Consider the following 22,449-nt stretch of genomic DNA (forward strand, 5'->3'; position numbering starts at 1 on the left):
AACAGGTTAATCATGCACGGTTCACCGGGGCCGGATGCAATCGCGTCCGGCGCTGCGCACGAAATCGGAGTCGGCACCGCGCTCGGCTGTCGGACCACCTGCGCCGCGCTCAGCTATCGGACCCCTGTGCCGCAGGAGGTTCTCCGGCCACGAGTCACCAGTGGCGGCCGGACCAACGCTTTGGATCCGGCCGCGCCCGGCTGCGTCAGCTGCGACCGGTGTAGTTCGGCGCCTCGACCGTCATCGTGATGTCGTGCGGATGGCTTTCCTTCAGGCCTGCCGCGGTGATCTGCACGAACTGCGCTTCCTGCAACTCGGCGATGGACTGCGCGCCGGTGTAGCCCATGCCCGCCCGCAGGCCGCCGACGAGCTGGTGGATCACCTGGTTGACCGGACCGCGGAAGGGCACGCGGCCCTCGATGCCCTCGGGCACCAGCTTGTCCTCGGCGAGCACGTCGTCCTGGAAGTAGCGGTCCTTGGAGAAGGACTTGGCCTGGCCGCGGCCCTGCATGGCGCCCAGCGAGCCCATGCCGCGGTAGCTCTTGAACTGCTTGCCGCCCACCAGGATCAGCTCACCGGGCGACTCGGCGGTGCCCGCGAGCAGCGAGCCGAGCATCACGGTGGACGCGCCCGCGGCGATGGCCTTGGCGATGTCGCCGGAGAACTGGATGCCACCGTCGGCGATGACCGGAACGCCGTGCGGCTTGCACGCGGCGACGGCCTCGAGGATCGCGGTGATCTGCGGCGCGCCGACACCGGCGACCACGCGGGTGGTGCAGATCGAGCCGGGCCCGACGCCCACCTTGACCGCGTCCGCGCCCGCCTCGACCAGCGCGGCCGCGCCTGCACGGGTGGCGACGTTGCCGCCCACCACCTGGATGCGGTCGCCGACCTCGGCCTTGACCTTGGCGACCATCTGCAGCACCTGCACCTGGTGGCCGTGCGCGGTGTCGACGACGAGCACGTCGACACCGGCGTCGGCCAGGGTCATGGCGCGCGACCAGGCGTCTTCGCCGACACCCACCGCGGCGCCGACGAGCAGGCGGCCGTCGCGGTCCTTGGTGGCGTTCGGGTACTGGTCGGTCTTGACGAAGTCCTTGACGGTGATCAGACCGCGCAGGCGGCCGTTGCCGTCCACGATCGGCAGCTTCTCCACCTTGTGGCGGCGCAGAAGGCCGAGCGCGGCCTCCGCGGTGACGCCCTCCTGGGCGGTGATCAGCGGGGCCTTGGTCATCACATCGGCGACGCGACGGTTCTGGTCGACCTCGAAACGCATGTCACGGTTGGTGATGATGCCGACGAGCGCGCCGGTCTCGTCCACCACAGGAAGACCGGAGATGCGGAAACGGGCGCACATCGCGTCGACCTCGGCCAGCGTGTCGGTCGGGCGACAGGTCACCGGATCGGTCACCATGCCCGCCTCGGAACGCTTGACCGTCTCCACTTGCGCGGCCTGATCGGCGGCCGAGAGATTGCGGTGCAGCACGCCCATGCCACCCGCGCGCGCCATCGCGATGGCCATCCGCGCCTCGGTGACGGTGTCCATGGCCGAGCTCACGAGCGGGGTGCGCAGCCGGATCTCCCTGGTGAGCTGACTCGAGGTCTCCACCGAGCTGGGGATCAGATCCGATGCGGCGGGCAGCAGCAGCACGTCGTCGAACGTGAGGCCGAGCATGGCGATCTTGTTCGGGTCGTCGCCACCCGTAGGGGGGCGGACCGCGAGCCGTTCGCCCGGTACGGGATTACTCATTCGGATCGACCCCTCCTGGACGTCGAAAGCGAGAGACGCCGGGTGGACCGGCGTCGCGCACAACTGATGGGATGGACGGTGGCGGCGAGGTCAGCGTGTCGAGAACTGCCCGGCGCCTGACACCCATGGTATCTGTCCCGCAAACTCGTCGATGAACTGCCCGATGGCGACGCCGAAGCAAGTGCGTCCACCGACCGCACGGCCGCGGGTACGCCGCGACGGCGAAACTGGCACCCTACATAGCTGGCGCAGACCACCCTGTTCTGCGTACCGTGGGTGTGTGCGTGACCATCTACCACCTGGCTTGCCGCCGGATCCGTTCGCCGGAGACCCCTCCGACCCGTCCGCCGCGCTCGACGCCATCGAGCCCGGCGAACCGCTGGATCCCCACGAGCGCCTTGCGGTCGAGGAGGATCTCGCCGACCTCGCGGTCTACGAAGCGCTACTGGCGCACCGCGGAATCCGCGGGCTGGTCGTCAGCTGCGAGGACTGCCGACAGGACCATTACCACGACTGGGACATGTTGCGCGCCAACCTGCTTCAGTTGCTGGTCGACGGCACGGTGCGGCCGCACGAGCCGGCCTACGATCCGACGCCGGAGGCGTACGTCACCTGGGATTACTGCCGGGGCTACGCGGACGCGTCGATGAACGAAGCCTTCCACGGCGACGGGTTCGACGGCTTCGACAGCTGATCCCGCGGTTCCCACACCCGAAAACGACGAAAGCCGACCCGCCGGTCGGCAATCGGTCGACGCGCGAATACTCGCGTGATACCAAACGCGACACGCCCGAACGTGTGCGGGATTCTTCCGGGGTGTCGTTCGACACCTAGATCACGGTGGGATGTCTACCAGCGATGCGGTCGGCCGCCGCTCGATGGTGAACTCGCTTACGCCCGAACTCAGTTGGTCGGGATCGAGCCGCCGGGCAGGCTCGGAACGATGACCGTGCCCGGCCCGTCCTCCACCACCGGCGACCGCGTCGCGGGCTGAGTCGGCGGTTCCGCGGAATCGGCGCTCGGCACGACCACCGTCGTCGGCAGCTGCGTCGTTGGCGGCGACTGCGTCGGCGGCTCCTCGACGGGCGCCGTGTTGTTCGGCACGGTGGTGACCGGCGGCTGCGTCGTCGGCCTTGTGGGTTGCGTCGGCGGCAGGCTCGGCTCCACGGCCACGGTGGTCGGCGGCGTCGTCGCCGACACCGGCGGCACCATCTGGTTCGTGTTGGTGGTCTCCTGCGCAGGCTGCGTCGTCGTCGGAGGAGTGGTACCGGTGGTGCCGCTCGGCCGTGGCTGAGTCGACGTGACCGCCTCCTCGAGCGCGGCCGCCGCCTCCGGAGAGATGCCGCGGAGCTGCGTCAGCAGCCGTTGCCACTCGGACTGCAGATCCTGCTTCTTGCCGGAGTCGCTGACCTGGTCGACGTTCACCGACGCCCGCTCAAGCAGTGCTTTCGCCTGCGCCGGGTTGTTCTGGGCCAGTGCGCGTTCGGCCTGGTCCAGCTCGTTGCCCGCGCGCTGCACCACGGTGGTCTGCGCCTGCTCGCTGAACACGACCTCCTTGACCCGCCAGAGCGGATCGCCGGGCTCGGCGCTGTAGGAGAACGCCGTCACACCGCCGAAGACGAGTGCCAATGCGGCCGCGGTACCCGCGATCGGACCGACAAGCCGAAGACGGCCTCGGTTGACTGCGCCGACTCGAACCTTGCGCGCGCCGATCTCCTGGTTGACCGCGGCTACGACCGCGTCCAGATCCGGATCTCCCGGTAGCGGCGGCGTAATCAGTTCCGCGCGCCAATCCGCGAGTAGGGCGGCGAGCTGAAACTCCTCCGCACTGTCGGTCTGTACCGGTCCATCGCTGGCGATGGCGTCGATCAGAGCATCGTCGCGGCGTACCGCTGCGATGTCCACCGGTCCGGTGTCACCAGTCCCCCCGGCGTAGGGACCGCTGTTTCGCGATCCACGTCGCGCCTTCCAGTCACCCCGACCGCGCTCGCCATCCCTAGCCATACATTTCACCTGCCCTCGCCACTTGTGACTTCAGTTTCGCGAGTGCCCTGTGTTGGGCCACCCGTATCGCGCCCGCCGTACTGCCCACGGCGACCGCGGTTTCTTCCGCTGACAAACCCATGACCAATCGCAGGATCAGGATCTCTCGATGCTTTTCGGGAAGCGTCGCAAGCAAACGGTTCATCTGCCTGCTGGTTTCCGATTCGAGAGCGCGCTGCTCCGGTCCTTGGTCGGTGGATATGACATCTGGTACTTCGGCCATCGCCTCCGCCTTGTTACGGGCGGCGTTGCGGTGTGCGTCGGCGACCTTGTGCGAAGCGATTCCGTATACGAAGGCCATGAAGGGCCTGCCCTGGTCTTGATACCTGGGCAAGGCTGTCATCACGGCCAGACATACCTCCTGCGCAACGTCGTCCGCGGAGAGCTGTCCACGCTCCGCCGCGCCGATACGCGCGCGGCAGTACCGGACAACCAGCGGGCGGATCAGCTCTAGTACCTGAGCTAAAGCGGATCTGTCGCCCTGCGCTGCGGCAGCGACGGCGAGGTCCAACTCTTCGCCCGTGTGCGTCATCGTCAGAGATATTCCTGGCGTTACAAGTGGCACTGGCCCGATGACCTGTGCTTCCGCCGAAGCGGCGGAACGGATCTAACAATAGCGATAGACAGCGCGGAACCGAGCAACATGGTCACTTGTCTCGCTGACGCGGCGTCGGCGGCTACGGCGTGCCCGGTGGCCGAAAACGCCCGCCACGACGGGCTATTCCGGCCGCGCACCGTTCGGCCTCGCCCGCGGCGTCCGGATCGGACAGCCCGGAACGCAGCATCGCGCACGCCCAGCGCAGCGGGAGCAGATCGTGCTCGCGACACTCGGCCGCGACCGTGTCGGCAAGCGCGCGGGAGTGTTCCAAGTCACCCGAAGCGGCCGTCGCGGCGGCGACGAGGAGGAGGGACTTGACGCGGTGCCGCACCGAGGGCGCGACCTCGGCGAGTGCCAAGGCTTCCCGCGCGTGCGGCAGCGCCTCGCCTGCCGCACCGGACGCCAACGCCGTCTCGGCGCTGACCCAGTGCCAGCGGATCCAGGCCCGCCATCGCAACCCGTCCGGATCGAGGGCGGCGCGGCTCCGGTCGAGCAGTCGCCGCGCCAGCGCGAGGCGGCCCGCCCCGAGCGCGTCGGCGGCCAAACCGGTGAGCGCATCGCAGACCGCGTCCGTTCGGTCCGGCGCGGAACCGGTCGGCGGGATGGGTTGGCGTGCGCCGCCGGGCAACGCCAGCGCGGCGGCTCTGCCGTCCGGGCCCGAAGCCGCGACATGCCAGCCGAGTTGGCGCAGCAGCGAGCCCTCGGTGCTCGCGGCGAGCGAGAGCAAGACCGGATCGGTCGTCCGCCGCCGCACCGCGGCCAATTCCGCGCGGGCCGCGGCGTAGCGGCCCTGCCCGCCGAGAAGCACCGCCCGGTGCCACGAACTCAGGGCGTCCGGCGCATCCGGCAACTCGGCAGCGGCGAGGCCCGGACGAGCACCGAAGGCTCCCATAGCGAGGACTTCATATCGGACATCCACCGTCGGAACTGGCGCGAACACGGGCGAACTCTATACCGAGCGCGAGCGACGACGGCGCGTAGTAAAAGCGCGTCCGCGCCCCTGGCAACTTGTCAGCATTTCTGGTACGACGCCCATGTTTCCATCAGGTAAATCTCGTGTCGGCATTGCGAGATCATCCGCGCCACAAATTCACGCGCGTTTCGCGCAATTAACCTCTGCGCCCCGTTTCCGCCATCTAGAAGACCCTCGCGGACGGCCCGCGCGGTGGCCACCGTCACGGCGGTTATCTGTCCCTCACAGGACCAGTAACCTGTGAGCTCTCCCAAAAAAGTCGGTCTACCTGCGGAAACAGGCACATACCTCGGACAGCGCCAGTCCAGCCACGTACTGGCCAACCGAACAGTATCACCGGAACCCACGTTAAAAGTAAACAGCGGGTAGGTTAAATCTCGCCATTGGAGATTTGGAAAACCGGTGCGTCGAACTATTGACGGAATTTCGCGGCTGCCCCTAACGTAACTCATCGCCACGGACGGCGCCGCGCGAAATTGCAGCGACCGGAAGGGCGACCGCGGGACGCCGCCGATCGCATGCGTCCCGCAACTGTTGCAGACAAACTGCTCGACAACGCCGACGAGCTCGCATTACGAGGAGTTCACCATGCCCATGCCGACCCACCTCCCCGGACCGAACGCCGACGTCTGGGACTGGCAGATGCGAGGTTCCTGCCGAGGCGTGGACTCCGCCGTGTTCTTCCATCCCGACGGCGAGCGCGGGCGCGCACGCACCGCGCGCGAGATGCGGGCCAAGGAGATCTGCCGCGCCTGCCCGGTGCTCATGCAGTGCCGCAGCCACGCGCTGAAAGTCAGCGAGCCCTACGGCATCTGGGGCGGCATGTCGGAGACCGAGCGCGAGATGCACGCGCGGCGCAACCGCCGCCGCATGGCCGTCTGAGCAGCGACCACCCGGCGCCCGGGTGCCGAAAACGCGAATCCGCGACCCATCCGCATCGCGCGGCGCGCCGAATGCCTAGCAAATAACCGGCCACTGAAACACCAGATGCACGATCACCGGCCGAACCGTGTCGGCACACCGCTGTCGCAGTTCGGAACCGACGCTGACGCGCGGCATCAGGCGGTCACCACCGCTGTATCCCGCGGTCGCGGCGAGCAGAAGCCGCACGGTTGTCGGCCCGGTGGCGAGCGGTAGCTGTTGGCGTGTCACATCTGAATTCGCCCGGCGTTTGGGAGTTCACCGCAAAGTAGCTGAGCTGCTTGCGGTTTGCTGGCACCCCACTGGAAGGAGGCGATAGCGGCACGCTACGGTAGTGACCGATGACACAGAATGGAGCGTTGTGACAACGCGGCCGCCAGCCGCAGAGGGCGACTCGTTCCGAAGAGAAGCCTTCCCACCGAGTGTGGATTCTGCGGTGTCGGCACGCGCAGCCGAAAGCATCGAACTAGCCGCTCTCCTGCACCGTTGCGGCCAGTCCGATCAGGAAGCTTTCGCCGAACTGTACGACCGGACGTGCGCGCGCGTGTTCGGTCTGGTGCTCCGGGTGCTGCACGATCCGGGGTACGCGGAGGAGACCACGCAAGAGGTGTATCTCCAGCTCTGGCGTACCGCAGCCAGCTTCGACCCCGCGAAGGGGTCGGCGGTGACGTGGTTGATGACGCTCGCCCATCGGCGCGCGGTCGACCGGGTCCGCGCCGAGCAAGCCCATACCCAACGGGAAGTCGCCTACGGGATAAGGGTTCTCGGCAACGAGTTCGACGAGGTGACCGAAGAGGTCGAGCGCAGGCTCGAACAACAGGCGGTCCTCGAAGGACTCACCGGCCTCACGGAAACCCAGCGAGAAGCCATCTCGCTGGCCTACTACGGCGGCCGGACCTATGCGGAGGTGGCAACCTACCTCGGCGTAGGGTTACCGACCGTTAAGTCCCGGATTCGGGATGGATTGACACGACTGAAGAAAAGTTTGGGGGTGACGTGAGATGAACGAAGCCCAGATCGATCTCGCGCACACCGTCGCGCTCGGATCGATCGACGACGAAGACCATCACGCGGTTCAGGAATTGCTCGACGGCGAGGACCCGGTGCTACGCGCCGAGTTCCTCGTAGAGGTGCAACAGGCCAAGGACGCTTTGACCGCGCTCGCGGCGGTGACGGCCACCGCGCCGCCCGCCGCGCTCCGGGCTCGGTTGCTCGCGGCCATCGCCGCCGAGCAACCCCCGGTCGCCTCCTGAGCGACGATTACCCGCCGCGGCTCGCCGCGTCCGGCGCGCGTCGACGCGCGGCCCGGTTTCCGCTTCGGCGACCTCGCGCGCTCCCGCGCCGCGCTCCTCACCTCGAGGCAGCGGCGCCGTTGAGCCCTCGCCGATCTCCGCCGACCTGATCACTCGCCAAAGCCCTCGAATACCCAAAGGCCCCCGAATGCGGATGCACCCGGGGGCCTTTCGCACGCTCGTCGCGTCAGTGGGCGTGACCGTGGTGACCGTGGTCGTGCGCCTCCTCGGCGGGCTTGTCGACCACGGCGCTCTCGGTGGTGAGCACCATGCGCGCGACCGACGCCGCGTTGACGACCGCGGAACGGGTCACCTTCACCGGGTCGACGACACCGTCGGTGAGCAGATCACCGTAGGTGAGGGTGGCGGCGTTGAAGCCCTCCTTGCCCTCGGCGACCTTGCTGACCACCACGGCGCCGTCAAGGCCCGCGTTGGTGGCGATCCAGTACAGCGGCGCCTGCAGCGCCTTGCGCACCACCTCGACACCGATGGCCTCGTCGCCGGACAGCGAGTCGCGCAGCTCGACGAGCTTGGCGCCCGCCTGAACCAGCGCGGTGCCGCCGCCGGGCACGATGCCCTCCTCGACCGCGGCCTTGGCCGCGCTCACCGCGTCCTCGACGCGGTACTTGCGCTCCTTGAGCGCGGTCTCGGTGGCCGCGCCGACCTTGATCACCGCGACGCCGCCCGCCAGCTTGGCAAGGCGCTCCTCGAGCTTCTCGCGGTCCCAGTCGGAGTCGGTGGCCTCGATCTCGCGGCGCAGCTGCGCGCTGCGGGCCGCGATGTCCTCCGCGGTGCCCGCGCCGTCGATGATCGTGGTGTCGTCCTTGGTGACGACCACGCGCCGGGCCTTGCCGAGCAGCTCGAGGCCCGCCTCGCGCAGGGTGACGCCCAGGTCCGGGTTGATGACGGTGCCCGCGGTGACCACGGCCAGGTCGTCCAGGAACGCCTTGCGACGGTCACCGAAGAACGGCGCCTTCACCGCGACGGCCTTGAGGGTCTTGCGGATGGAGTTGACCACCAGGGTGGACAGCGCCTCGCCCTCGACGTCCTCGGCGATGATCAGCACGGCCTTGCCGCTCTCCGCGATCTTCTCCAGCAGCGGAAGGAAGTCCGGCAGCGAGCTGATCTTCTCGCGGTGCAGCAGCACCAGCGCGTCCTCGAGGACGGCCTGCTGGATGTCGGTGTCGGTGACGAAGTAGGGCGAGAGGTAGCCCTTGTCGAACTGCACGCCCTCGGTGACGACGAGCTCGGTCTCCATCGTCGAGGACTCCTCGACGGTGACCACGCCGTCCTTGCCGACGGTGGTGAGCGCCTTGCCGACCATCTCGCCGAGCTGCTCGTCGCGCGAGGACACGGTGGCGACCTGCGCGATGGCCTTCTCGCCGGAGACCGGGGTCGCCGCGGCGAGCAGCGCCTCGGAGACGGCGTCGGCGGCCTTGGCGATGCCCGCGCCGACGGCGATCGGGTTGGCGCCCGCCGCGACGTTCTTCAGGCCGCCGCGCACCAGCGCCTGGGCCAGCACGGTGGCGGTGGTCGTGCCGTCGCCCGCCACGTCGTTGGTCTTGGTCGCGACGCTCTTGACCAGCTGCGCGCCCAGGTTCTCGAACGGATCCTCGAGGTCGATGTCGCGCGCGATGGTGACGCCGTCGTTGGTGACGGTCGGGCCACCGAAGGCCTTCGCGAGCACCACGTGGCGACCGCGCGGACCGAGGGTGACCTTCACCGCGTCGGCGAGCTTGTCGACGCCGCGTTCCAGAGCCCGGCGAGCCTTCTCGTCGAACTCGATCTGCTTTGCCATAAGTCCTTTTCCTTGGATGCCTGGGCGACGGGCTCGGTCCGGTGGGCCGTGCGGATGCCGCCCGGTGGGCTGAAACGACGTTGCCCCGGCCCCGCTGGGAGGGGTACCGGGGCAACGTCGTTACGACTCGATCCCGGGCGTGGCCGGGAAGCGCGGTCCGGTCCGGACCACGCCGAGCGCGGTCACTTGCTGACGACAGCCAGCACGTCGCGCGCGGACAGGATCAGGTACTCCTCGCCCTGGTACTTGATCTCCGTGCCGCCGTACTTGCTGTAGATGACGACGTCGCCCTCCTGGACATCCAGCGGGATGCGCTTCTCGCCCTCGTCGTCCCAGCGGCCGGGGCCGACGGCGACGACGGTGCCTTCCTGCGGCTTCTCCTTCGCCGTGTCCGGGATGACCAGGCCGGAGGCCGTCGTCGTCTCGGCCTCGTTGGCCTGGACGAGGATCTTGTCCTCGAGCGGCTTGATGTTCACGCTCGCCACGTTGAGCCCTCCACTTTCAGGGGATTTACGGTCGTCCGGAACTGTTGTCCCGGACCATCGGTTCGGTCACGGTGCTGACCCTGCGCATAGCCCCGTCGTCGCGGGTGCCGGGACCCCTGCTCAGTAGTCACAACTGCTGACATCCGGCGAACGCGTAGCGTGGACGGTTGCCCGGCCGATCGTGTTCACCAGTGCCACTAGCACTCTATACATGAGAGTGCCAGCGCTCAAGGGCGGGCGGTGCCAATCCGCGTCGATGTCCTCCGACACGCCCGGCCGTTCCGGCTTCCGCCGACCAAGGTTCGCCGCCCCAGGGCCTCGGGGCTTTCCATTGGTTCGCGAAATCTGTAACGTTCGGATAACGGATTGTGACAGTATTAGCGACGGTCGTTCCTCGGTCCGCCATGTTCATCACGAACCGGCGTCCGCGGGAGGCATCGAGCGTCACGAAAGAACCAGCACATCGTCACAGGTAGTACTGCGTCACAGGTAGCACAGCTGCACCGGTTGCACATCGTCACAGATTCCGTTGCGCCACAAAGCTTCACCCAGAGGGCAAGTCCACACGTGATCCAAGGCCGGTTCCCGCGACCCACCCGGACGGCGGTCCGGCCGGATCCCGAGTCCGGATCGCTCGCCGACAAGGCGACGGTGCGGAAGTCCATTCGAGATGGTCGGCGACACGATGACCATCCGCTCGAAGGGAGGTGAACATGCGAACGTCCCTCGGCATCTCCGCCGGGAACGAGGTCGTGTGCTCGGCGCTGGTCGCCACGGCGTCGAACGGCGCCCAAAGTTTCGACTACCGAGTCGTTTCCGCCGACGCGGCCCATTCCGATCTCGGTGATCTCGTCGCGTCCTCGATCGACCTGATGACCACCCAGTTGCCGACTCAGCAAGTGCCGCACGACATCGCGTGGCCCACGCAGCCGGTCGGCGTCCGCCTCGCCGGCGCGACGGGTATGGAAGCGGCGGCGGGCAAACCGCCGACCAGCGTCGCCGTCGCCTACCGCGGCAAGGAACAAGAGCAGGTAATCCGTTCGGCCACCGGCAAACAGCGCGAGCTGAAGCTGGTGCCGGAAGGCACCGCCGCGCTGACCTTCCTGCGCCACACCGGTCTGGTGGACCGCTACGAGACGGTGGCCATCGTCGACCTCGGCGCGACCGGTCTGAGCGTCACCGTCGCCGACCAGGCCGACGGCAACATCCTTCGCTCCGAACGCATTCACGCGATCAGCGGCAACGCGATCGACGACCTGATCTACCACCACCTGCTCGACGTGCACTACGCCCGGCGCGGCACCAGGCCGAACCGCGGCATGCTGACCAACCGCGGACGCGCCGCGAAGGAACATCTTTCGGTGGCGCCCGCCGTCACCATCGACCACGTCGCCGGCCGCCCGCTCAAGCTCACAAGGGCCGATTTCGAGGAGCTGATCGGAGATCTGCTGCGCGACATCGCCCTGTTCACCGCGGCGGTGTTCGCGCGAGCGCCGAAGGAACCGCAGGCGGTGGCGGTGATCGGCGGCGGCGCCAACATTCCCGCGGTCCTGCAGACCCTCGAACGCGAGCTGGATGTGCCGGTGCTCACCGTCGACGATCCGGAGGCGGTGATCGCCAAGGGCGCCGCGCTGGTGGCCGATGCCGCACAGCCTTCCGGCTTCCCGGTGGCCGCGCTCGGCGGCGACGCGCCAGCGGGCACCTTCACCAAGGTCGTCGGCACGCTCGCCGGAGCCATCGTGGTGGTCGGCCTCGTAATCGGCTACGGCTTCAAGACCTTCGCGCCGACCTCGGACGAGGAGGTCTCGCCCGCGGGCACGACGAGCAGCGCCCTGGTGCCCACCGCGCCCGTCACGGTGGCGCCGCAGACCGGCGTCGGAACCGACACCTCCGGCGGTCGCGAGACGGTCAACCGGACGACCGGCGTGACGCCGTCGGTCACCGAGGACGCCGGTCCGTCGTCGACCCGCCCCGGTGCCGTGTCCACGCCGTCGCCGACGCCAACGCCGACGGCGGCGCCGATCCCGTCGGTCCAGCCGACGCTGCGCCCCGACCCGAACCTGCCGCCCATCCCGTTCCCGGAACTGCTGGGCCCGCTGCTGAATCCGCCCGGCGGTTCCTCTGCGCCCTCGCAGCAGAACCGCGAGGAATACGGGCCGTCGACCAGCCCGCCGCCGCCCGCTGGTGCCCCGCCGCAGTCACCCGCGCAGACCCGAATCCCCTTCCCACCGCCTCCGGCGAGCGCCCCGCCCCAGACGCCCGCCCAGACCCGTATCCCGTATCCGATGCCCCGCTCCAATTCCGGCTCCGCGCGGCAGGGCACGGTGCACGCACTACCGCTCCTCGAGCTCAAGTTCGCTCCGCACGACTGATCCGGGTAGGACATCAGAATGAATCGCTCCGGCAAGGACTGGGGCCGAGCGATTCACATCGGCCATAGGACCGACTCGCGCTGACAGGCAGCTGATTCCGAGCCGAGCGACTCACTGCCGACGGACCGAACCCACCGAACGAATTGTCCTGGCGCGAATGGATGTCCAGGGCAAACGATTCGAACCGGTCCGCGGGTACACCGCTCGGCAGGCGCGCACAGCTGGTCAGCGCGGCTCGCTTCCGACCGAATGGACGCCCAGACAAGCGATTCGAGCGAACGCGCAGGCACAGCGCTCGCAGCGGCTCGGTCGGAAGGCGACGGCGCACTCGGCGCGGGTGCTCGGGCGGGCGCCGACCTCGGCGCGGGCGTGGATGACGCGACCGAGGCGGGCGCGACCGCCCTCAGGCGATCTGGCTTACCGAGACCGGCAGGCCCGGGTCGGTGGCGACCGTGAGCGGCGAGGGTTTCGCCCCACCCGCGATGACGTGCGCGCCGAGTGCGGCGATCATCACACCGTTGTCGGTGCACAGCCGCGGTTTCGGCACCCGCAGCGTCAGACCCGCCGCGGCGCAGCGCTCTTCGGCCAGCGAGCGGATTCGCGAGTTGGCGGTGGCGCCGCCGCCGAGCACCAGGGTGCCGACACCGACGTCCTCGGCCGCGCGAATGGCCTTCATGGTCAGCACGTCGGCGACCGCCTCCTGGAAGGACGCGGCGACATCGGGAATCGGCAAGTCCTCGGTCGCGACGCCGGCGCGCTGCGCGGACTCCACGTGGCGGGCGACAGCGGTCTTGAGGCCGGAGAAGGAGAAGTCGTAGCGCGGGTCGCGCGGCCCGGTCATGCCGCGCGGGAACGCGATCGCCTTCGGGTCGCCGCTCGCCGCGGCCGCGTCCAACGCGGGCCCACCGGGGAAGCCGAGACCGAGCAGGCGGGCCACCTTGTCGAAGGCCTCTCCCGCCGCGTCGTCGACCGTGCTGCCGAGTTCGACGATCGGCTCGGCCAGGTCGGTGACGTGCAGCAGGTGGGTGTGTCCGCCGGACACCAGCAGCGCGACGCAAGGCGGCATCGGCCCGTGCTCCAGTGTGTCCACCGCGACATGACCGCCGAGGTGATTCAGCGCGTAGAACGGCACATCCCAGGCCGCCGCATAGGCTTTCGCGGCCGCGACACCGACCAGCAGCGCGCCGGCCAGCCCGGGTCCGATGGTGACCGCGATCGCGTCGGGCTTGGCGATACCCGCCGCGGAAAGCGCCCGGCGCATGGCGGGCACGATCGCCTCGAGGTGCGCGCGGGAGGCGATCTCCGGCACCACGCCGCCGAAACGCGCGTGCTGGTCGACGCTGGAGGCGACCTCGTCGGCGAGCAGCTCACAGCTGCCGTCGGGGTGGCGGCGGACGATGCCGACTCCCGTTTCGTCGCAGGAGGACTCGATGCCCATGACGATCACGACAACACCTCGTCGGGAAGCGGGAGCGCGGTCAGTTCCGGCCTGCGCATGGTGTAGGCGTCGGCGCCGCTGGGGTGGTAGTAGTTCTTGCGCAGGCCGATGATGTGGAAGCCGTGCTTGGCGTAGAGCGCGATGGCCGGCGCGTTGTCGGTGCGCACCTCGAGGAAGACCGGTCCGCCGCGCTTGCCCGCCTCCGCGAGCAGCGCCTCCAGCAGCAGCGTGCCGATGCCGGCCCGGTGATAGTTCGGGTCGACGCCGATGGTGTGCACTTCGGCCTCGGGGTGTTCGGCATCACCGAGCAGCGCCACGCCCGCGTAGCCGACCATCCGGCCGTCCTCGGCGCGGGCGGTGATGTAGCGGTTGTGCGACCCGGCCAGTTCCGAGCGGAAGGCGACCGCGTGCCACGGATCGTCCTCCGGGAACAGCAGCTGCTCGAGTTCGACACAGCGCTCGATGTCGTCCGCGTTCATCGGCTCGATGTGGAAGGTGTGGGCGCGTACGTCGTCGTCCACCATCACGCTCCCGTCCGATCGAGGGTGCGGTACGCGTTCTCGACCGCGTCCGGCCTGCGCAGGTAGAGCGGCACCAGCGGCACCGGCACGGCGCGCGCGAGCAGTTCGGCGGCGGCGACGCGCACCAGGCCCGCGGGTGAGGGCGTCTCCACCGGAAGCACCGGCAGGTCGAACAGATCGACGTGCGAGGCGGAGCCCGCGATCGCCGCTGCACAGCCGTGGTCGAGCGCGACGGGCTTGACCACATCCGGTCCCGCGACCCGGACGCCGGCGCGGTAGCGGGCCCAGTACACCTCGCGCCTGCGCGCGTCGGTCACCACGAGCAGCTCGCCGTCGGCAGCGAAGTCGCCCTGGGCGAACGCGTCCGAGGCGATCGCGTCCAGACTGCACACGCCGTACACCGGGATGCCGAGCGCGTCACCGAAGGCGGCCGCGGTCGCCATGCCGACCCGTAAGCCGGTGAACGGTCCGGGTCCGATACCGGCGACGACCGCGGCGATATCGGTCCTGGAACGGCCTGCCTCGGAGAGGCATTCGAGGATCTGCGGGGTCAGCACCTCGGCGTGGGCGCGGGCATCGACCCGGACCCGCGAGGCGACGGTGCGCAGCTCGGCCGCGGTGACCGCATCGGACGCGGCCTGCTCCAGTTCCACCAATCCCGCTGTAACGGCGGGTGTCGCGGTGTCGACAGCTAGTACAAGCATGATTGGCCCAACGATACCGGGTGGTACCTCGCCGCGGCGCGGAGCTACCGAGTAGCTAAATCCGCAGGCCGATCCGGCGGCCGCACCACTGTGACCTGCGTCTACTCGACCCACTCCCAGACCGCGGTTCGCACATCGGATTCCGGTTCTCTGGTCAGCAGGACGCGCAGATGCCGCTCGGCGAGGTGCTCGACGACCCCGAGTCCCCACTCCACGACGACCACCGCCTCGTGCAGGTCGGTGTCGAGGTCCAGCGCGTCGAGTTCGTCGAGATCGCCGCCGAGTCGATAGGCGTCCACGTGCACCATCGGCACCGGCGCCGCGCCTTCGCGCCTGCCCGCCCGGTGCTGCCTTGCGATGATGAACGTGGGCGAGCTCACTCGGCCCTGCACGCCGAGGCCCTCGGCGATGCCGCGCGTCAAAGCGGTCTTGCCCGCGCCGAGCGGACCGTCGAGCACCACGAGATCGCCCGCGCCGAGTTCGGCGGCCAGCTCGCGGCCGAGCGCCTCGGTGTCTTCCACGGTCGGCAGCGTTCGCCGTTGCTGCGTCACCGCCGACCTCCTTCGCACCCTGCCGCTGATCGGGGTCGAGCGTACCGGCGCGGTCGAGGTCGGCCGCGAGCAGCTTCGCGATCGGCGCCCACTACGCTGGGGCCACGTCGGCGTCATTGGCGCGAAAGAACTCCGGCGCGACCGCCGCTCCCCGACGACGCCGCGTCCGCCGCCTGGGCGCGGGCAGCTTCACCCCGCCGACGCCTCGTCGCCCTCCTCCGCACGGAAGAACCCGGCGCGCACCAGCAGCCGGTGCAGCGCGTCGTTGACGATGTCGGGGAATTGCAGGTGCGGCATGTGGGCGGCCTCGGTGAGGCGGATCAGTTCGCTGTTCGGCAGTTCGCGGGCGAGTGCGCGCGAGTTGCGGAACGGGATCACCAGGTCGTGCACGCCGCCGAGCACGAGAACGGGAAGTCCGGCAAGCGTGGGCAGGGCGGCCGACTCGTCGTGCAGTTCAATCGCTTTCAGGAATTTGACGATCGTCTCGACGGGGGTGTCGTCGATCATCAGCGTGGTGAATCTGGACAGCGTCGGGCTGACCGGCCCGTAGAACGAACTCACATGCAGGATCGGCGTGATCAGATGCCGCACCGTCGACCTACCGGCCTGCACCAGCGCGGGCGCGGTGTGCACGGCGAGCCGGAAGCCATCGATCGCCGGATTGCGCAGCAGCTGGGTGATGCCCGCCGCGGTGACCTCGGCCGCGGCCGTGGAGAGCAGTGCGATCGCGATCACCCGGCGCGCGAACAGCTCGGGGAACTGGGCCGCCGCCGCGAGCACGGCCATGCCGCCGAGCGAATGCCCGACGAGCGCGACCGGTCCGGTGGGAGCGGTCGCCTCGATGACCGCGGCGACGTCGCGACCGAGCTGAGCCACGGTGCAACTCGCGGTGGTCGGCGTGCCGGAGCGTCCGTGCCCACGCAGGTCGAAGAACACGAGCCGAACCGCTGCGCCCCAGCGCTTTTCCAGGTCACGACGCTGGAAGTGGAAGGACTCCATGCTGTTGCAGAAGCCGTGCACGAAGACGACGGTCAGTGGCGCGTCGACCGGACCGCACTCGCGGGTGGCGAGCCGGACGCCGTCTTCGGTGACGACCGCGCCCGCACGGTCCTCGGCCATGAGCGCGAAGTTCTCGTCGCGGTATTCGTCGCGGCGCGCGGGCCAGAGCACCCTGGCGCCCGCCCTGCGCAGCGCGTGCGCACCGGCGAGCGCGCCGACCATGCTCGCTGTCGCCATTCCGCCGCGCCAGATGTTCGTGTGATTGTTGTTGCCCCGCAGTATTTTCGGTTGTCGCGCTCGCATCGAGAACCCCTCATCTGTCGGCGGAACGCACGCCGACGAGTCCAGCACACGACATCAGCGCGGGCAAGCTCCGACGTGTCGCCGCGCGACCCGTCCGCGCGGCGAGCAGACGACTTCGTAGTGGATCGTGCCGAGCGCGTCGGCCCAATCCTGGGCGATGGGCTGGTCCGGGCCCGCGCCGAACATGATCGCGGTGTCGCCCTCCGACACGCCCGCGGCGTTGTCGCCCAGGTCGACGACGAACTGATCCATGCACACGCGCCCGACGTTGGGGCGGCGCGCGCCGCCGAGCCACACGTCGAAGCGGCCGCTCAGCGGACGGAACACGCCGTCGGCGTATCCGGCGGGGATGAGGGCGACGGTGGTGTCGTGCGGCGCGATCCACTGGTGTCCGTACGAGACGCCCTCGCCCGCGGCCACCCGTTTCACCAGGGCGACCGGAGCCTGGAACGTCATCGCGGGGCGCAGGCCGAAATCGCCCATCTCCGGAACCGGACTCAGGCCGTACACCGCGATGCCGGGGCGCACCATGTCGAAGGCCAGGTCGGGGCGGGTGACCGCGGCGGCGGAGTTGGCCAAGTGCGCGACCTCGGGCGGCAGGCCGTGTCGCTCGGCAGCGGCGATGGCCTCGATGAACCGGTCGCGCTGCACGTCGAGGAACGGGTGGTCGGGCTCGTCGGCGTGCGCCAGGTGCGAGAAGATCGCGCGGAAGCGCACAACACCCTCCGCGACCAGGTCCCGCAGGGCAGCGAGCACCTTCGGGTATTCGTCCGGGGCGATGCCGTTGCGGTTCAACCCGGTGTCGACCTTGAGGGTTACCGTCGCGGTCTGGCCGACCCGCCGCGCCGCCGCCTCTACCGAATGCAGATTCGCGAGCGAGGAGACGCCGATCTCGATGTCGGCGGCGATCGCCGCCGCGTAGTCGGAGCCGGCGTTGTGGAGCCAGCACAGAATCGGCGCGTCGATCCCGGCCGCACGCAACTCCAGCGCCTCCGGGATCGTGGTCGTCCCGAGTTCCCGAGCCCCCGCCGCCAACGCGGCCCGCGCGACCTCCACCGCGCCGTGGTTGTAGCCGTCGGCCTTCACCACCACCATCACCGCCGCGCTCCCCGCATACTCCCGCAGGACCCGCACATTGTGGGCAATGGCATCGAGGTCGACGACTGTCTCCACTTGCGCACTCACAAGAGCCGATCCTGCCATTCCGAGGACGGGCGCTGTCAGGGAGTACCGATTCCGCAGGTCATCGGGGTATACCGCCGGGCGACCGGCGAGAACCGGACGTGGGTTCGGCGAGCGTCGGGGCGGGGTGGATGTGGTTCTGGAAGTGAAACGATGACGTCCATCGGGGTGTGGTTGGCCCTTGTCAACCCGGCTAACACGCCCAGCCACTCCCCGGCAATCGCCGATCGGTTCCGAGTTCCTGTGAACCGGAGAATTCGGCCCCGCCCGCCCAGGTACTCCTCGAAGAGTGCTGGGCACGATGGGTGCCGTACCCGGGTCGCCTCCCGCAGTCAGGTGGTTCGACGCGAGGGCCGGTTCACGGGCTGGGAGTTGCGTCCAGGCACGTCCAACACGCAGCCTGCGTCACCACCCAAGGCACACCAGCTAACCGAGCTCACTCGCCAGCGAAGCGGCGCTGCCGAAAACCCGCGGCAGCGGCGGGGCGGCGCTGCCCGACCGGGAACGGCGGCAGGTGCCGCCAGAAACAACTCAGGCGCTCAACGAACGCAGGGTGCGAATGGCGGCGCGAAGGTGGGCGAGGAGCGGGCTCGCCGAGGTCGGGGCGGCGGTGGGATGGTTCTCGTGAGCGGCCAGGTTGGCGGCCAAAGCGTGGGCGCGAGCGGCGGCAGCGGCGGACCAGGCGGGGTCGCGACCCGCGGCGAGCAGCGCGCCGATGACGCCGGAGAGGACGTCGCCCGCGCCCGCGGTGGCGGCCCAGGAACCACCCGCCTCGTTGACGAGCACCGGGCTGCCCGGCGCGGCAACCAGGGTGGCTCGGCCCTTGAGGAGCACGGTCACCTGCCATTTCTCGGCGAGATCGCGCACCGCGCCGACCCGATCCGCGCCCACCTCCTGCCCGGTCAGCCGGGCGAATTCCCCGGCGTGCGGCGTCAGCACCGTCGGGGCGGTCCTGCCGCGCACGAGGTCTGGTGCGGCGGCGAGCAGGGTCAGTCCGTCGGCGTCCACCACCGTCGGCAGGTCGGTGGCGAGGATCTGCTCGAGCCGTGCGCGGGCGTCCGCATCCGTGCCCGCGCCCGGTCCGAACACCCAGGACTGCACCCGGCCGGTCTCGGAAACATTCTGCGCCGCAATAACTTCCGGGAAATGTGCGAGCACTTGCGACGCGCCGGTACCCGCGTAGCGCACCATGCCCGAGGTGGCCGCCACCGCACCGCCCGTGCACAACACGGCCGCACCGGGATAGGTCGCGCTGCCCGCACAGATACCGGTGACGCCCTGGGTGTACTTGTCGTCGGTCGCACCCGGCACCGGCCACCGCGCACCGATCTCGGCAGGCTCGAGCGCGGCGAGTTCAGGTTCGGGGAGCTCTAAACCGATGGGCACCAACTCGATTCGCCCGCACCACGCCGCGGCCAACGCGTGCACCGGCTTGTACGCACCGAACGCGACCGTCACCGCCGCCCGCACCGCGGGGCCCGACACCGCCCCGGTATCCGGATCGACGCCGCTCGGCAGGTCCGCCGCCACGATCGGCACACGCACCCCCGCAACGAGTTCCGCGGCACGCGGCCGCAGCGGACCGCGTCCGGAGATACCGACGATGCCGTCGATCACCAGATCGGGCGCGCCGACCTCCTCACGAACCCGCCCACCCGACGCACGAAGCGCGGCAAGACCTTTCGCGTGCGCCCGCGCCGGATCGAGCAGCACCGCCGTCACTTCGACGCCTCGTCGGCGCAATTTCGCGCCCGCCCACAGGGCATCGCCGCCGTTGTCGCCGGAACCGACCAGCAGCGTCACCGCCCGGCCCGCGATGCCGCCGGTTCGCGCGCGCAGCTCGCCCGCGACGATCGTCGCGAGGCCGTGCGCCGCCCGCTGCATGGGCATCCCCTCGGGCACCCTGGTGAACAGTTCGGCCTCGGCCGCGCGCACTTCGTCGGCGGTGAAATAGCCGCGTTGAACGGACATCGGCGCCTCCACTGGTCGCTTCGGGCTGGCCACCCGTCCGGACACTACCTGCTCGCGCGCCGAAATCGGCCATGCCACAACCGCGGTTCCGCGCTCTCCACGGCCCGGCTTCCCGCACCGCTCCGGTCGTGCGCACGGCTTCCCGCTGTGCCACTAAGCTCGAACATCATGCCGATGGTTAGCCGCGCCAAGTCCGTTCCGATCGTCACAGCGTTCGCCGTGGCGGCGACGCTGTCACTGGTCGGCTGCGGCTCCGACGAGCCCGAACCCGAGCGGAACGCCACCGCCACGTCGACGTCCGCGACACCGACCGGCGAGCGCAAGGCCGCCAGTATCACCGTCGACGTGGACGACATGAAGTTCTCGCCCGAGAACGTCACGGTCGGCGTCGGCGACACCGTCCGGTGGAAGTTCTCCGACAAGGCGCCGCACTCGGTGCAGGGTATCGGCGACAAGGCCATGGGCATCAACAGCCCGATCTTCGACAACGGCGAGTGGAGCTACACCTTCACCCAGCCGGGCACCTACCGGTATCTGTGCACCCTGCACCCGGAGATGCGCGGCACGGTCACCGTCCAGTAGGTCCGGTCACACCGGCGGTTCTCCCGCACACCGCGCCGGAGGTGTTCAACAGATCTACTCGACCGTCACCGATTTCGCCAGGTTCCGCGGCTTGTCGACGTCGTAACCGCGCGCCTGCGCGACCTCGGCGGCGAAGATCTGCAACGGAACCGTCGACAGCAACGGCTGGAAAAGCGTTGGGGCCGAGGGGATCTCGATGAGATCGTCAGCGAAGGGGCGCACCGTGTCGTCGCCTTCCTCCGCGATCACGATGGTCCGCGCGCCGCGCGCCTGGATCTCGCGAATGTTGCTGAGCAGCTTGGAGTGCAGCACCGCACGGCCCTTCGGCGAGGGCATCACCACGATCACCGGCAGTCCGTCCTCGATCAGCGCGATCGGGCCGTGCTTGAGCTCGCCCGCGGCGAAGCCCTCTGCGTGCATGTACGCGAGTTCCTTGAGCTTGAGCGCGCCCTCCAGCGCCACCGGGTAGCCCACGTGGCGGCCGAGGAACAGCACGGTCGGCACATGCGCCAGCTCACGGGCGATCGCCCGCACCTGCGGCGCGGTGTCCAGCACCCGCTCGACCAGCTTCGGCATGGCCTCCAGCTCGCGGAACTCGCGCGCCACCTCGTCGGGGTACTTGGTGCCGCGGGCCTGCGCCAGCGCCAGACCCACCAGGTAGTTCGCTGCCACCTGGGCAAGGAACGCCTTGGTGGAGGCGACGCCGATCTCCGGGCCGGTTCGGGTGTAGAGCACCGCGTCGGACTCGCGCGGGATCTGCGCGCCGTTGGTGTTGCAGATCGCGAGCACGCGCGCCTTCTGCTCCTTGGCGTGCCGCACCGCCTCCAGCGTGTCGGCGGTCTCACCGGACTGCGAGATCGCCACGACCAGCGTCGACCGGTCAAGGACCGGGTCGCGGTAACGGAACTCGCTGGCCAGCTCGACCTCGACGGGCAGGCGCGTCCAGTGCTCGATCGCGTACTTGGCCAGCAGACCCGCGTGATAGGAGCTGCCGCACGCCACCACGAAGACCTTGTCGAACTCGCGCAGCTCCTGATCGGCGAGACGCTGCTCGTCGAGCACGATCCGGCCGCCGGACTCGTCGGTGGTGAAGTGCCCGATCAAGGTGTCGGCGACCGCGGTCGGCTGCTCCTCGATCTCCTTGAGCATGAAGTAATCATGGCCGCCCTTCTCGGCGGCCGCCAGATCCCAGTCGATGGTGAACGGACGGGTGCGCACGCCGTCCTCGGCGCCGGAGAAGTCGGTGACCTTGTAGCTGTCCGAGGTGATCACCACGGCCTGGTCCTGACCGAGCTCGACCGCCTCGCGGGTGTGCTCGATGAACGCGGTGACGTCCGAGGCGATGAACATCTCGCCCTTGCCGACGCCGACGACCAACGGGGTGCTTCGACGCGCCGCGACGATCACGTCCGGATGGTCGGCGTGGGTGAAGACCAGTGTGAACGCGCCCTCCAAGCGGCGCAGCACGGCCAGCGCGCTGGCCGGGAAGTCACCGGCGGTCGGCCCTTCGGCGTAGGCGCGGGCCACCAGGTGCACCGCGACCTCGGTGTCGGTGTCGCTGAGCAGTTCGACGCCCGCGTCCTCGAGCTCGCGCCGCAACGGGGCGAAGTTCTCGATGATGCCGTTGTGCACCACGGCGACCTTGCCGGAGATGTCGCGGTGCGGGTGCGCGTTGCGGTCGGTCGGCGCGCCGTGCGTCGCCCACCGGGTGTGCCCCATGCCGGTGGTGCCCGCGAAAGCGGTCACGCCGGTTTCGGCCAGCTCGGCCTCCAGATTGGCCAGCCTGCCCGCTTTGCGCTCGACCGCGAGAGCGCCCGCTCCGTCCAAGATTGCGACGCCCGCGGAGTCGTACCCGCGATATTCCATGCGGCGCAATGCGTCAACGACGACGCCGAGCGCGTCCCGGTACCCGACGTAGCCAACGATTCCGCACATGGCTCACCAGAGTACTTATCGGATAACGTTC

Annotated in this window: 20 protein-coding genes; 6 read left to right on the forward strand and 14 right to left on the reverse strand. The window is 69.4% G+C overall.

Going from position 1 to position 22,449, the window contains the following annotated elements; genetic code table 11:
- Window positions 1–205 precede the first annotated feature (205 nt).
- Entirely contained in the window at window positions 206–1,750 is a 1,545-nt protein-coding gene (guaB, locus tag NAM01S_RS13985; protein ID WP_179830981.1) for an IMP dehydrogenase, read from the reverse strand.
- A 280-nt stretch (window positions 1,751–2,030) separates the two neighbouring features.
- Between guaB and NAM01S_RS13990 the strand changes: the two genes are divergently transcribed.
- The gene (locus NAM01S_RS13990; protein WP_011207424.1) at window positions 2,031–2,444 is read left to right on the forward strand and encodes a DUF5319 domain-containing protein; all 414 of its coding nucleotides are present in this window, start codon (window positions 2,031–2,033) and stop codon (window positions 2,442–2,444) included.
- Window positions 2,445–2,653: 209 nt separating this feature from the next.
- On the opposite strand, the gene NAM01S_RS13995 is transcribed toward NAM01S_RS13990, so the two are convergent.
- The 3 genes from NAM01S_RS13995 to NAM01S_RS14005 form a co-directional block, all read right to left on the reverse strand.
- A complete protein-coding gene (locus tag NAM01S_RS13995; RefSeq protein WP_253798683.1) occupies window positions 2,654–3,655 on the reverse strand; it encodes an anti-sigma-D factor RsdA in 1,002 nt (333 codons plus the stop codon).
- Window positions 3,656–3,746: 91 nt separating this feature from the next.
- Window positions 3,747–4,325 (reverse strand): sigma-70 family RNA polymerase sigma factor, encoded by a 579-nt coding sequence (locus NAM01S_RS14000; protein WP_067784912.1) that lies wholly within the window; start codon window positions 4,323–4,325, stop codon window positions 3,747–3,749.
- 145 nt (window positions 4,326–4,470) lie between these two features.
- Window positions 4,471–5,283: a hypothetical protein gene (locus tag NAM01S_RS14005; RefSeq protein ID WP_067784915.1), complete on the reverse strand. Its 813-nt coding sequence runs from the start codon at window positions 5,281–5,283 to the stop codon at window positions 4,471–4,473.
- Between the two features lie 669 nt (window positions 5,284–5,952).
- Here NAM01S_RS14005 and NAM01S_RS14010 point away from each other — a divergent pair.
- The 3 genes from NAM01S_RS14010 to NAM01S_RS14020 all read left to right on the forward strand — a co-directional run bounded on the left by NAM01S_RS14010 (window position 5,953) and on the right by NAM01S_RS14020 (window position 7,538).
- Complete coding sequence (locus NAM01S_RS14010) at window positions 5,953–6,246, forward strand: WhiB family transcriptional regulator (protein ID WP_067784918.1); 294 nt, start codon at window positions 5,953–5,955, stop codon at window positions 6,244–6,246.
- 463 nt (window positions 6,247–6,709) lie between these two features.
- Window positions 6,710–7,285, forward strand: coding sequence for a sigma-70 family RNA polymerase sigma factor (locus NAM01S_RS14015; RefSeq protein WP_067784921.1), 576 nt, complete (start codon window positions 6,710–6,712; stop codon window positions 7,283–7,285).
- Window position 7,286: 1 nt separating this feature from the next.
- Window positions 7,287–7,538 (forward strand): RskA family anti-sigma factor, encoded by a 252-nt coding sequence (locus NAM01S_RS14020; protein ID WP_067784923.1) that lies wholly within the window; start codon window positions 7,287–7,289, stop codon window positions 7,536–7,538.
- Between the two features lie 226 nt (window positions 7,539–7,764).
- Here NAM01S_RS14020 and groL read toward each other — a convergent pair whose 3' ends face one another.
- Both groL and groES read right to left on the reverse strand, forming a co-directional pair.
- Window positions 7,765–9,375 carry a chaperonin GroEL gene (gene groL, locus NAM01S_RS14025; protein WP_067784925.1) on the reverse strand — a complete coding sequence of 537 codons (1,611 nt, stop codon included), beginning with the start codon at window positions 9,373–9,375 and terminating at the stop codon, window positions 7,765–7,767.
- A 182-nt stretch (window positions 9,376–9,557) separates the two neighbouring features.
- On the reverse strand, window positions 9,558–9,860 hold the full coding sequence (gene groES, locus NAM01S_RS14030) for a co-chaperone GroES (RefSeq protein ID WP_067784927.1): 303 nt from the start codon (window positions 9,858–9,860) through the stop codon (window positions 9,558–9,560).
- Between the two features lie 713 nt (window positions 9,861–10,573).
- Between groES and NAM01S_RS14035 the strand changes: the two genes are divergently transcribed.
- A complete protein-coding gene (locus tag NAM01S_RS14035; protein ID WP_067785139.1) occupies window positions 10,574–12,232 on the forward strand; it encodes a DUF7159 family protein in 1,659 nt (552 codons plus the stop codon).
- 403 nt (window positions 12,233–12,635) lie between these two features.
- Here NAM01S_RS14035 and tsaD read toward each other — a convergent pair whose 3' ends face one another.
- The 7 genes from tsaD to NAM01S_RS14070 form a co-directional block, all read right to left on the reverse strand.
- Window positions 12,636–13,679 (reverse strand): tRNA (adenosine(37)-N6)-threonylcarbamoyltransferase complex transferase subunit TsaD, encoded by a 1,044-nt coding sequence (tsaD, locus tag NAM01S_RS14040; RefSeq protein ID WP_067784929.1) that lies wholly within the window; start codon window positions 13,677–13,679, stop codon window positions 12,636–12,638.
- Window positions 13,676–14,194, reverse strand: a complete 519-nt coding sequence (gene rimI / locus NAM01S_RS14045; RefSeq protein ID WP_067784931.1) for a ribosomal protein S18-alanine N-acetyltransferase — start codon at window positions 14,192–14,194, stop codon at window positions 13,676–13,678. Before rimI ends, tsaD begins: the two co-directional genes overlap by 4 nt.
- Window positions 14,194–14,895 carry a tRNA (adenosine(37)-N6)-threonylcarbamoyltransferase complex dimerization subunit type 1 TsaB gene (gene tsaB, locus NAM01S_RS14050; RefSeq protein ID WP_067784933.1) on the reverse strand — a complete coding sequence of 234 codons (702 nt, stop codon included), beginning with the start codon at window positions 14,893–14,895 and terminating at the stop codon, window positions 14,194–14,196. The genes rimI and tsaB overlap by 1 nt, the downstream gene beginning before the upstream one ends.
- A gap of 101 nt (window positions 14,896–14,996) precedes the next feature.
- The gene (tsaE, locus tag NAM01S_RS14055) at window positions 14,997–15,446 is read right to left on the reverse strand and encodes a tRNA (adenosine(37)-N6)-threonylcarbamoyltransferase complex ATPase subunit type 1 TsaE (protein WP_067784936.1); all 450 of its coding nucleotides are present in this window, start codon (window positions 15,444–15,446) and stop codon (window positions 14,997–14,999) included.
- Between the two features lie 189 nt (window positions 15,447–15,635).
- Window positions 15,636–16,682, reverse strand: a complete 1,047-nt coding sequence (locus NAM01S_RS14060; RefSeq protein WP_253798681.1) for an alpha/beta fold hydrolase — start codon at window positions 16,680–16,682, stop codon at window positions 15,636–15,638.
- 120 nt (window positions 16,683–16,802) lie between these two features.
- Window positions 16,803–17,951, reverse strand: a complete 1,149-nt coding sequence (gene alr / locus NAM01S_RS14065; protein ID WP_067784945.1) for an alanine racemase — start codon at window positions 17,949–17,951, stop codon at window positions 16,803–16,805.
- Window positions 17,952–18,461: 510 nt separating this feature from the next.
- Window positions 18,462–19,901 (reverse strand): NAD(P)H-hydrate dehydratase, encoded by a 1,440-nt coding sequence (locus NAM01S_RS14070; RefSeq protein ID WP_067785142.1) that lies wholly within the window; start codon window positions 19,899–19,901, stop codon window positions 18,462–18,464.
- Window positions 19,902–20,069: 168 nt separating this feature from the next.
- Here NAM01S_RS14070 and NAM01S_RS14075 point away from each other — a divergent pair, with 168 nt between their 5' ends.
- Entirely contained in the window at window positions 20,070–20,483 is a 414-nt protein-coding gene (locus tag NAM01S_RS14075; RefSeq protein WP_067784948.1) for a cupredoxin domain-containing protein, read from the forward strand.
- A gap of 54 nt (window positions 20,484–20,537) precedes the next feature.
- Here the strand turns inward: NAM01S_RS14075 and glmS are convergent, their stop codons facing one another.
- Window positions 20,538–22,418, reverse strand: coding sequence for a glutamine--fructose-6-phosphate transaminase (isomerizing) (gene glmS, locus NAM01S_RS14080; RefSeq protein ID WP_067784951.1), 1,881 nt, complete (start codon window positions 22,416–22,418; stop codon window positions 20,538–20,540).
- Between the last annotated feature and the right edge of the window lie 31 nt (window positions 22,419–22,449).

Source organism: Nocardia amikacinitolerans NBRC 108937, from assembly GCF_001612615.1.
Lineage (GTDB): Bacteria > Actinomycetota > Actinomycetes > Mycobacteriales > Mycobacteriaceae > Nocardia > Nocardia amikacinitolerans.

What these genes read in the sequence shown, in the direction of transcription:
- guaB (WP_179830981.1), bottom strand. Translation starts at nt 1,750, where the DNA reads ATGAGTAATCCCGTACCGGGCGAACGGCTCGCGGTCCGCCCCCCTACG.
- NAM01S_RS14000 (WP_067784912.1), bottom strand. Translation starts at nt 4,325, where the DNA reads ATGACGCACACGGGCGAAGAGTTGGACCTCGCCGTCGCTGCCGCAGCG.
- NAM01S_RS14005 (WP_067784915.1), bottom strand. Translation starts at nt 5,283, where the DNA reads ATGGGAGCCTTCGGTGCTCGTCCGGGCCTCGCCGCTGCCGAGTTGCCG.
- NAM01S_RS14010 (WP_067784918.1), top strand. Translation starts at nt 5,953, where the DNA reads ATGCCCATGCCGACCCACCTCCCCGGACCGAACGCCGACGTCTGGGAC.
- NAM01S_RS14020 (WP_067784923.1), top strand. Translation starts at nt 7,287, where the DNA reads ATGAACGAAGCCCAGATCGATCTCGCGCACACCGTCGCGCTCGGATCG.
- groL (WP_067784925.1), bottom strand. Translation starts at nt 9,375, where the DNA reads ATGGCAAAGCAGATCGAGTTCGACGAGAAGGCTCGCCGGGCTCTGGAA.
- NAM01S_RS14035 (WP_067785139.1), top strand. Translation starts at nt 10,574, where the DNA reads ATGCGAACGTCCCTCGGCATCTCCGCCGGGAACGAGGTCGTGTGCTCG.
- rimI (WP_067784931.1), bottom strand. Translation starts at nt 14,194, where the DNA reads ATGGTGGACGACGACGTACGCGCCCACACCTTCCACATCGAGCCGATG.
- tsaB (WP_067784933.1), bottom strand. Translation starts at nt 14,895, where the DNA reads ATGCTTGTACTAGCTGTCGACACCGCGACACCCGCCGTTACAGCGGGA.
- NAM01S_RS14060 (WP_253798681.1), bottom strand. Translation starts at nt 16,682, where the DNA reads ATGGCGACAGCGAGCATGGTCGGCGCGCTCGCCGGTGCGCACGCGCTG.
- alr (WP_067784945.1), bottom strand. Translation starts at nt 17,951, where the DNA reads ATGGCAGGATCGGCTCTTGTGAGTGCGCAAGTGGAGACAGTCGTCGAC.
- NAM01S_RS14070 (WP_067785142.1), bottom strand. Translation starts at nt 19,901, where the DNA reads ATGTCCGTTCAACGCGGCTATTTCACCGCCGACGAAGTGCGCGCGGCC.
- NAM01S_RS14075 (WP_067784948.1), top strand. Translation starts at nt 20,070, where the DNA reads ATGCCGATGGTTAGCCGCGCCAAGTCCGTTCCGATCGTCACAGCGTTC.
- glmS (WP_067784951.1), bottom strand. Translation starts at nt 22,418, where the DNA reads ATGTGCGGAATCGTTGGCTACGTCGGGTACCGGGACGCGCTCGGCGTC.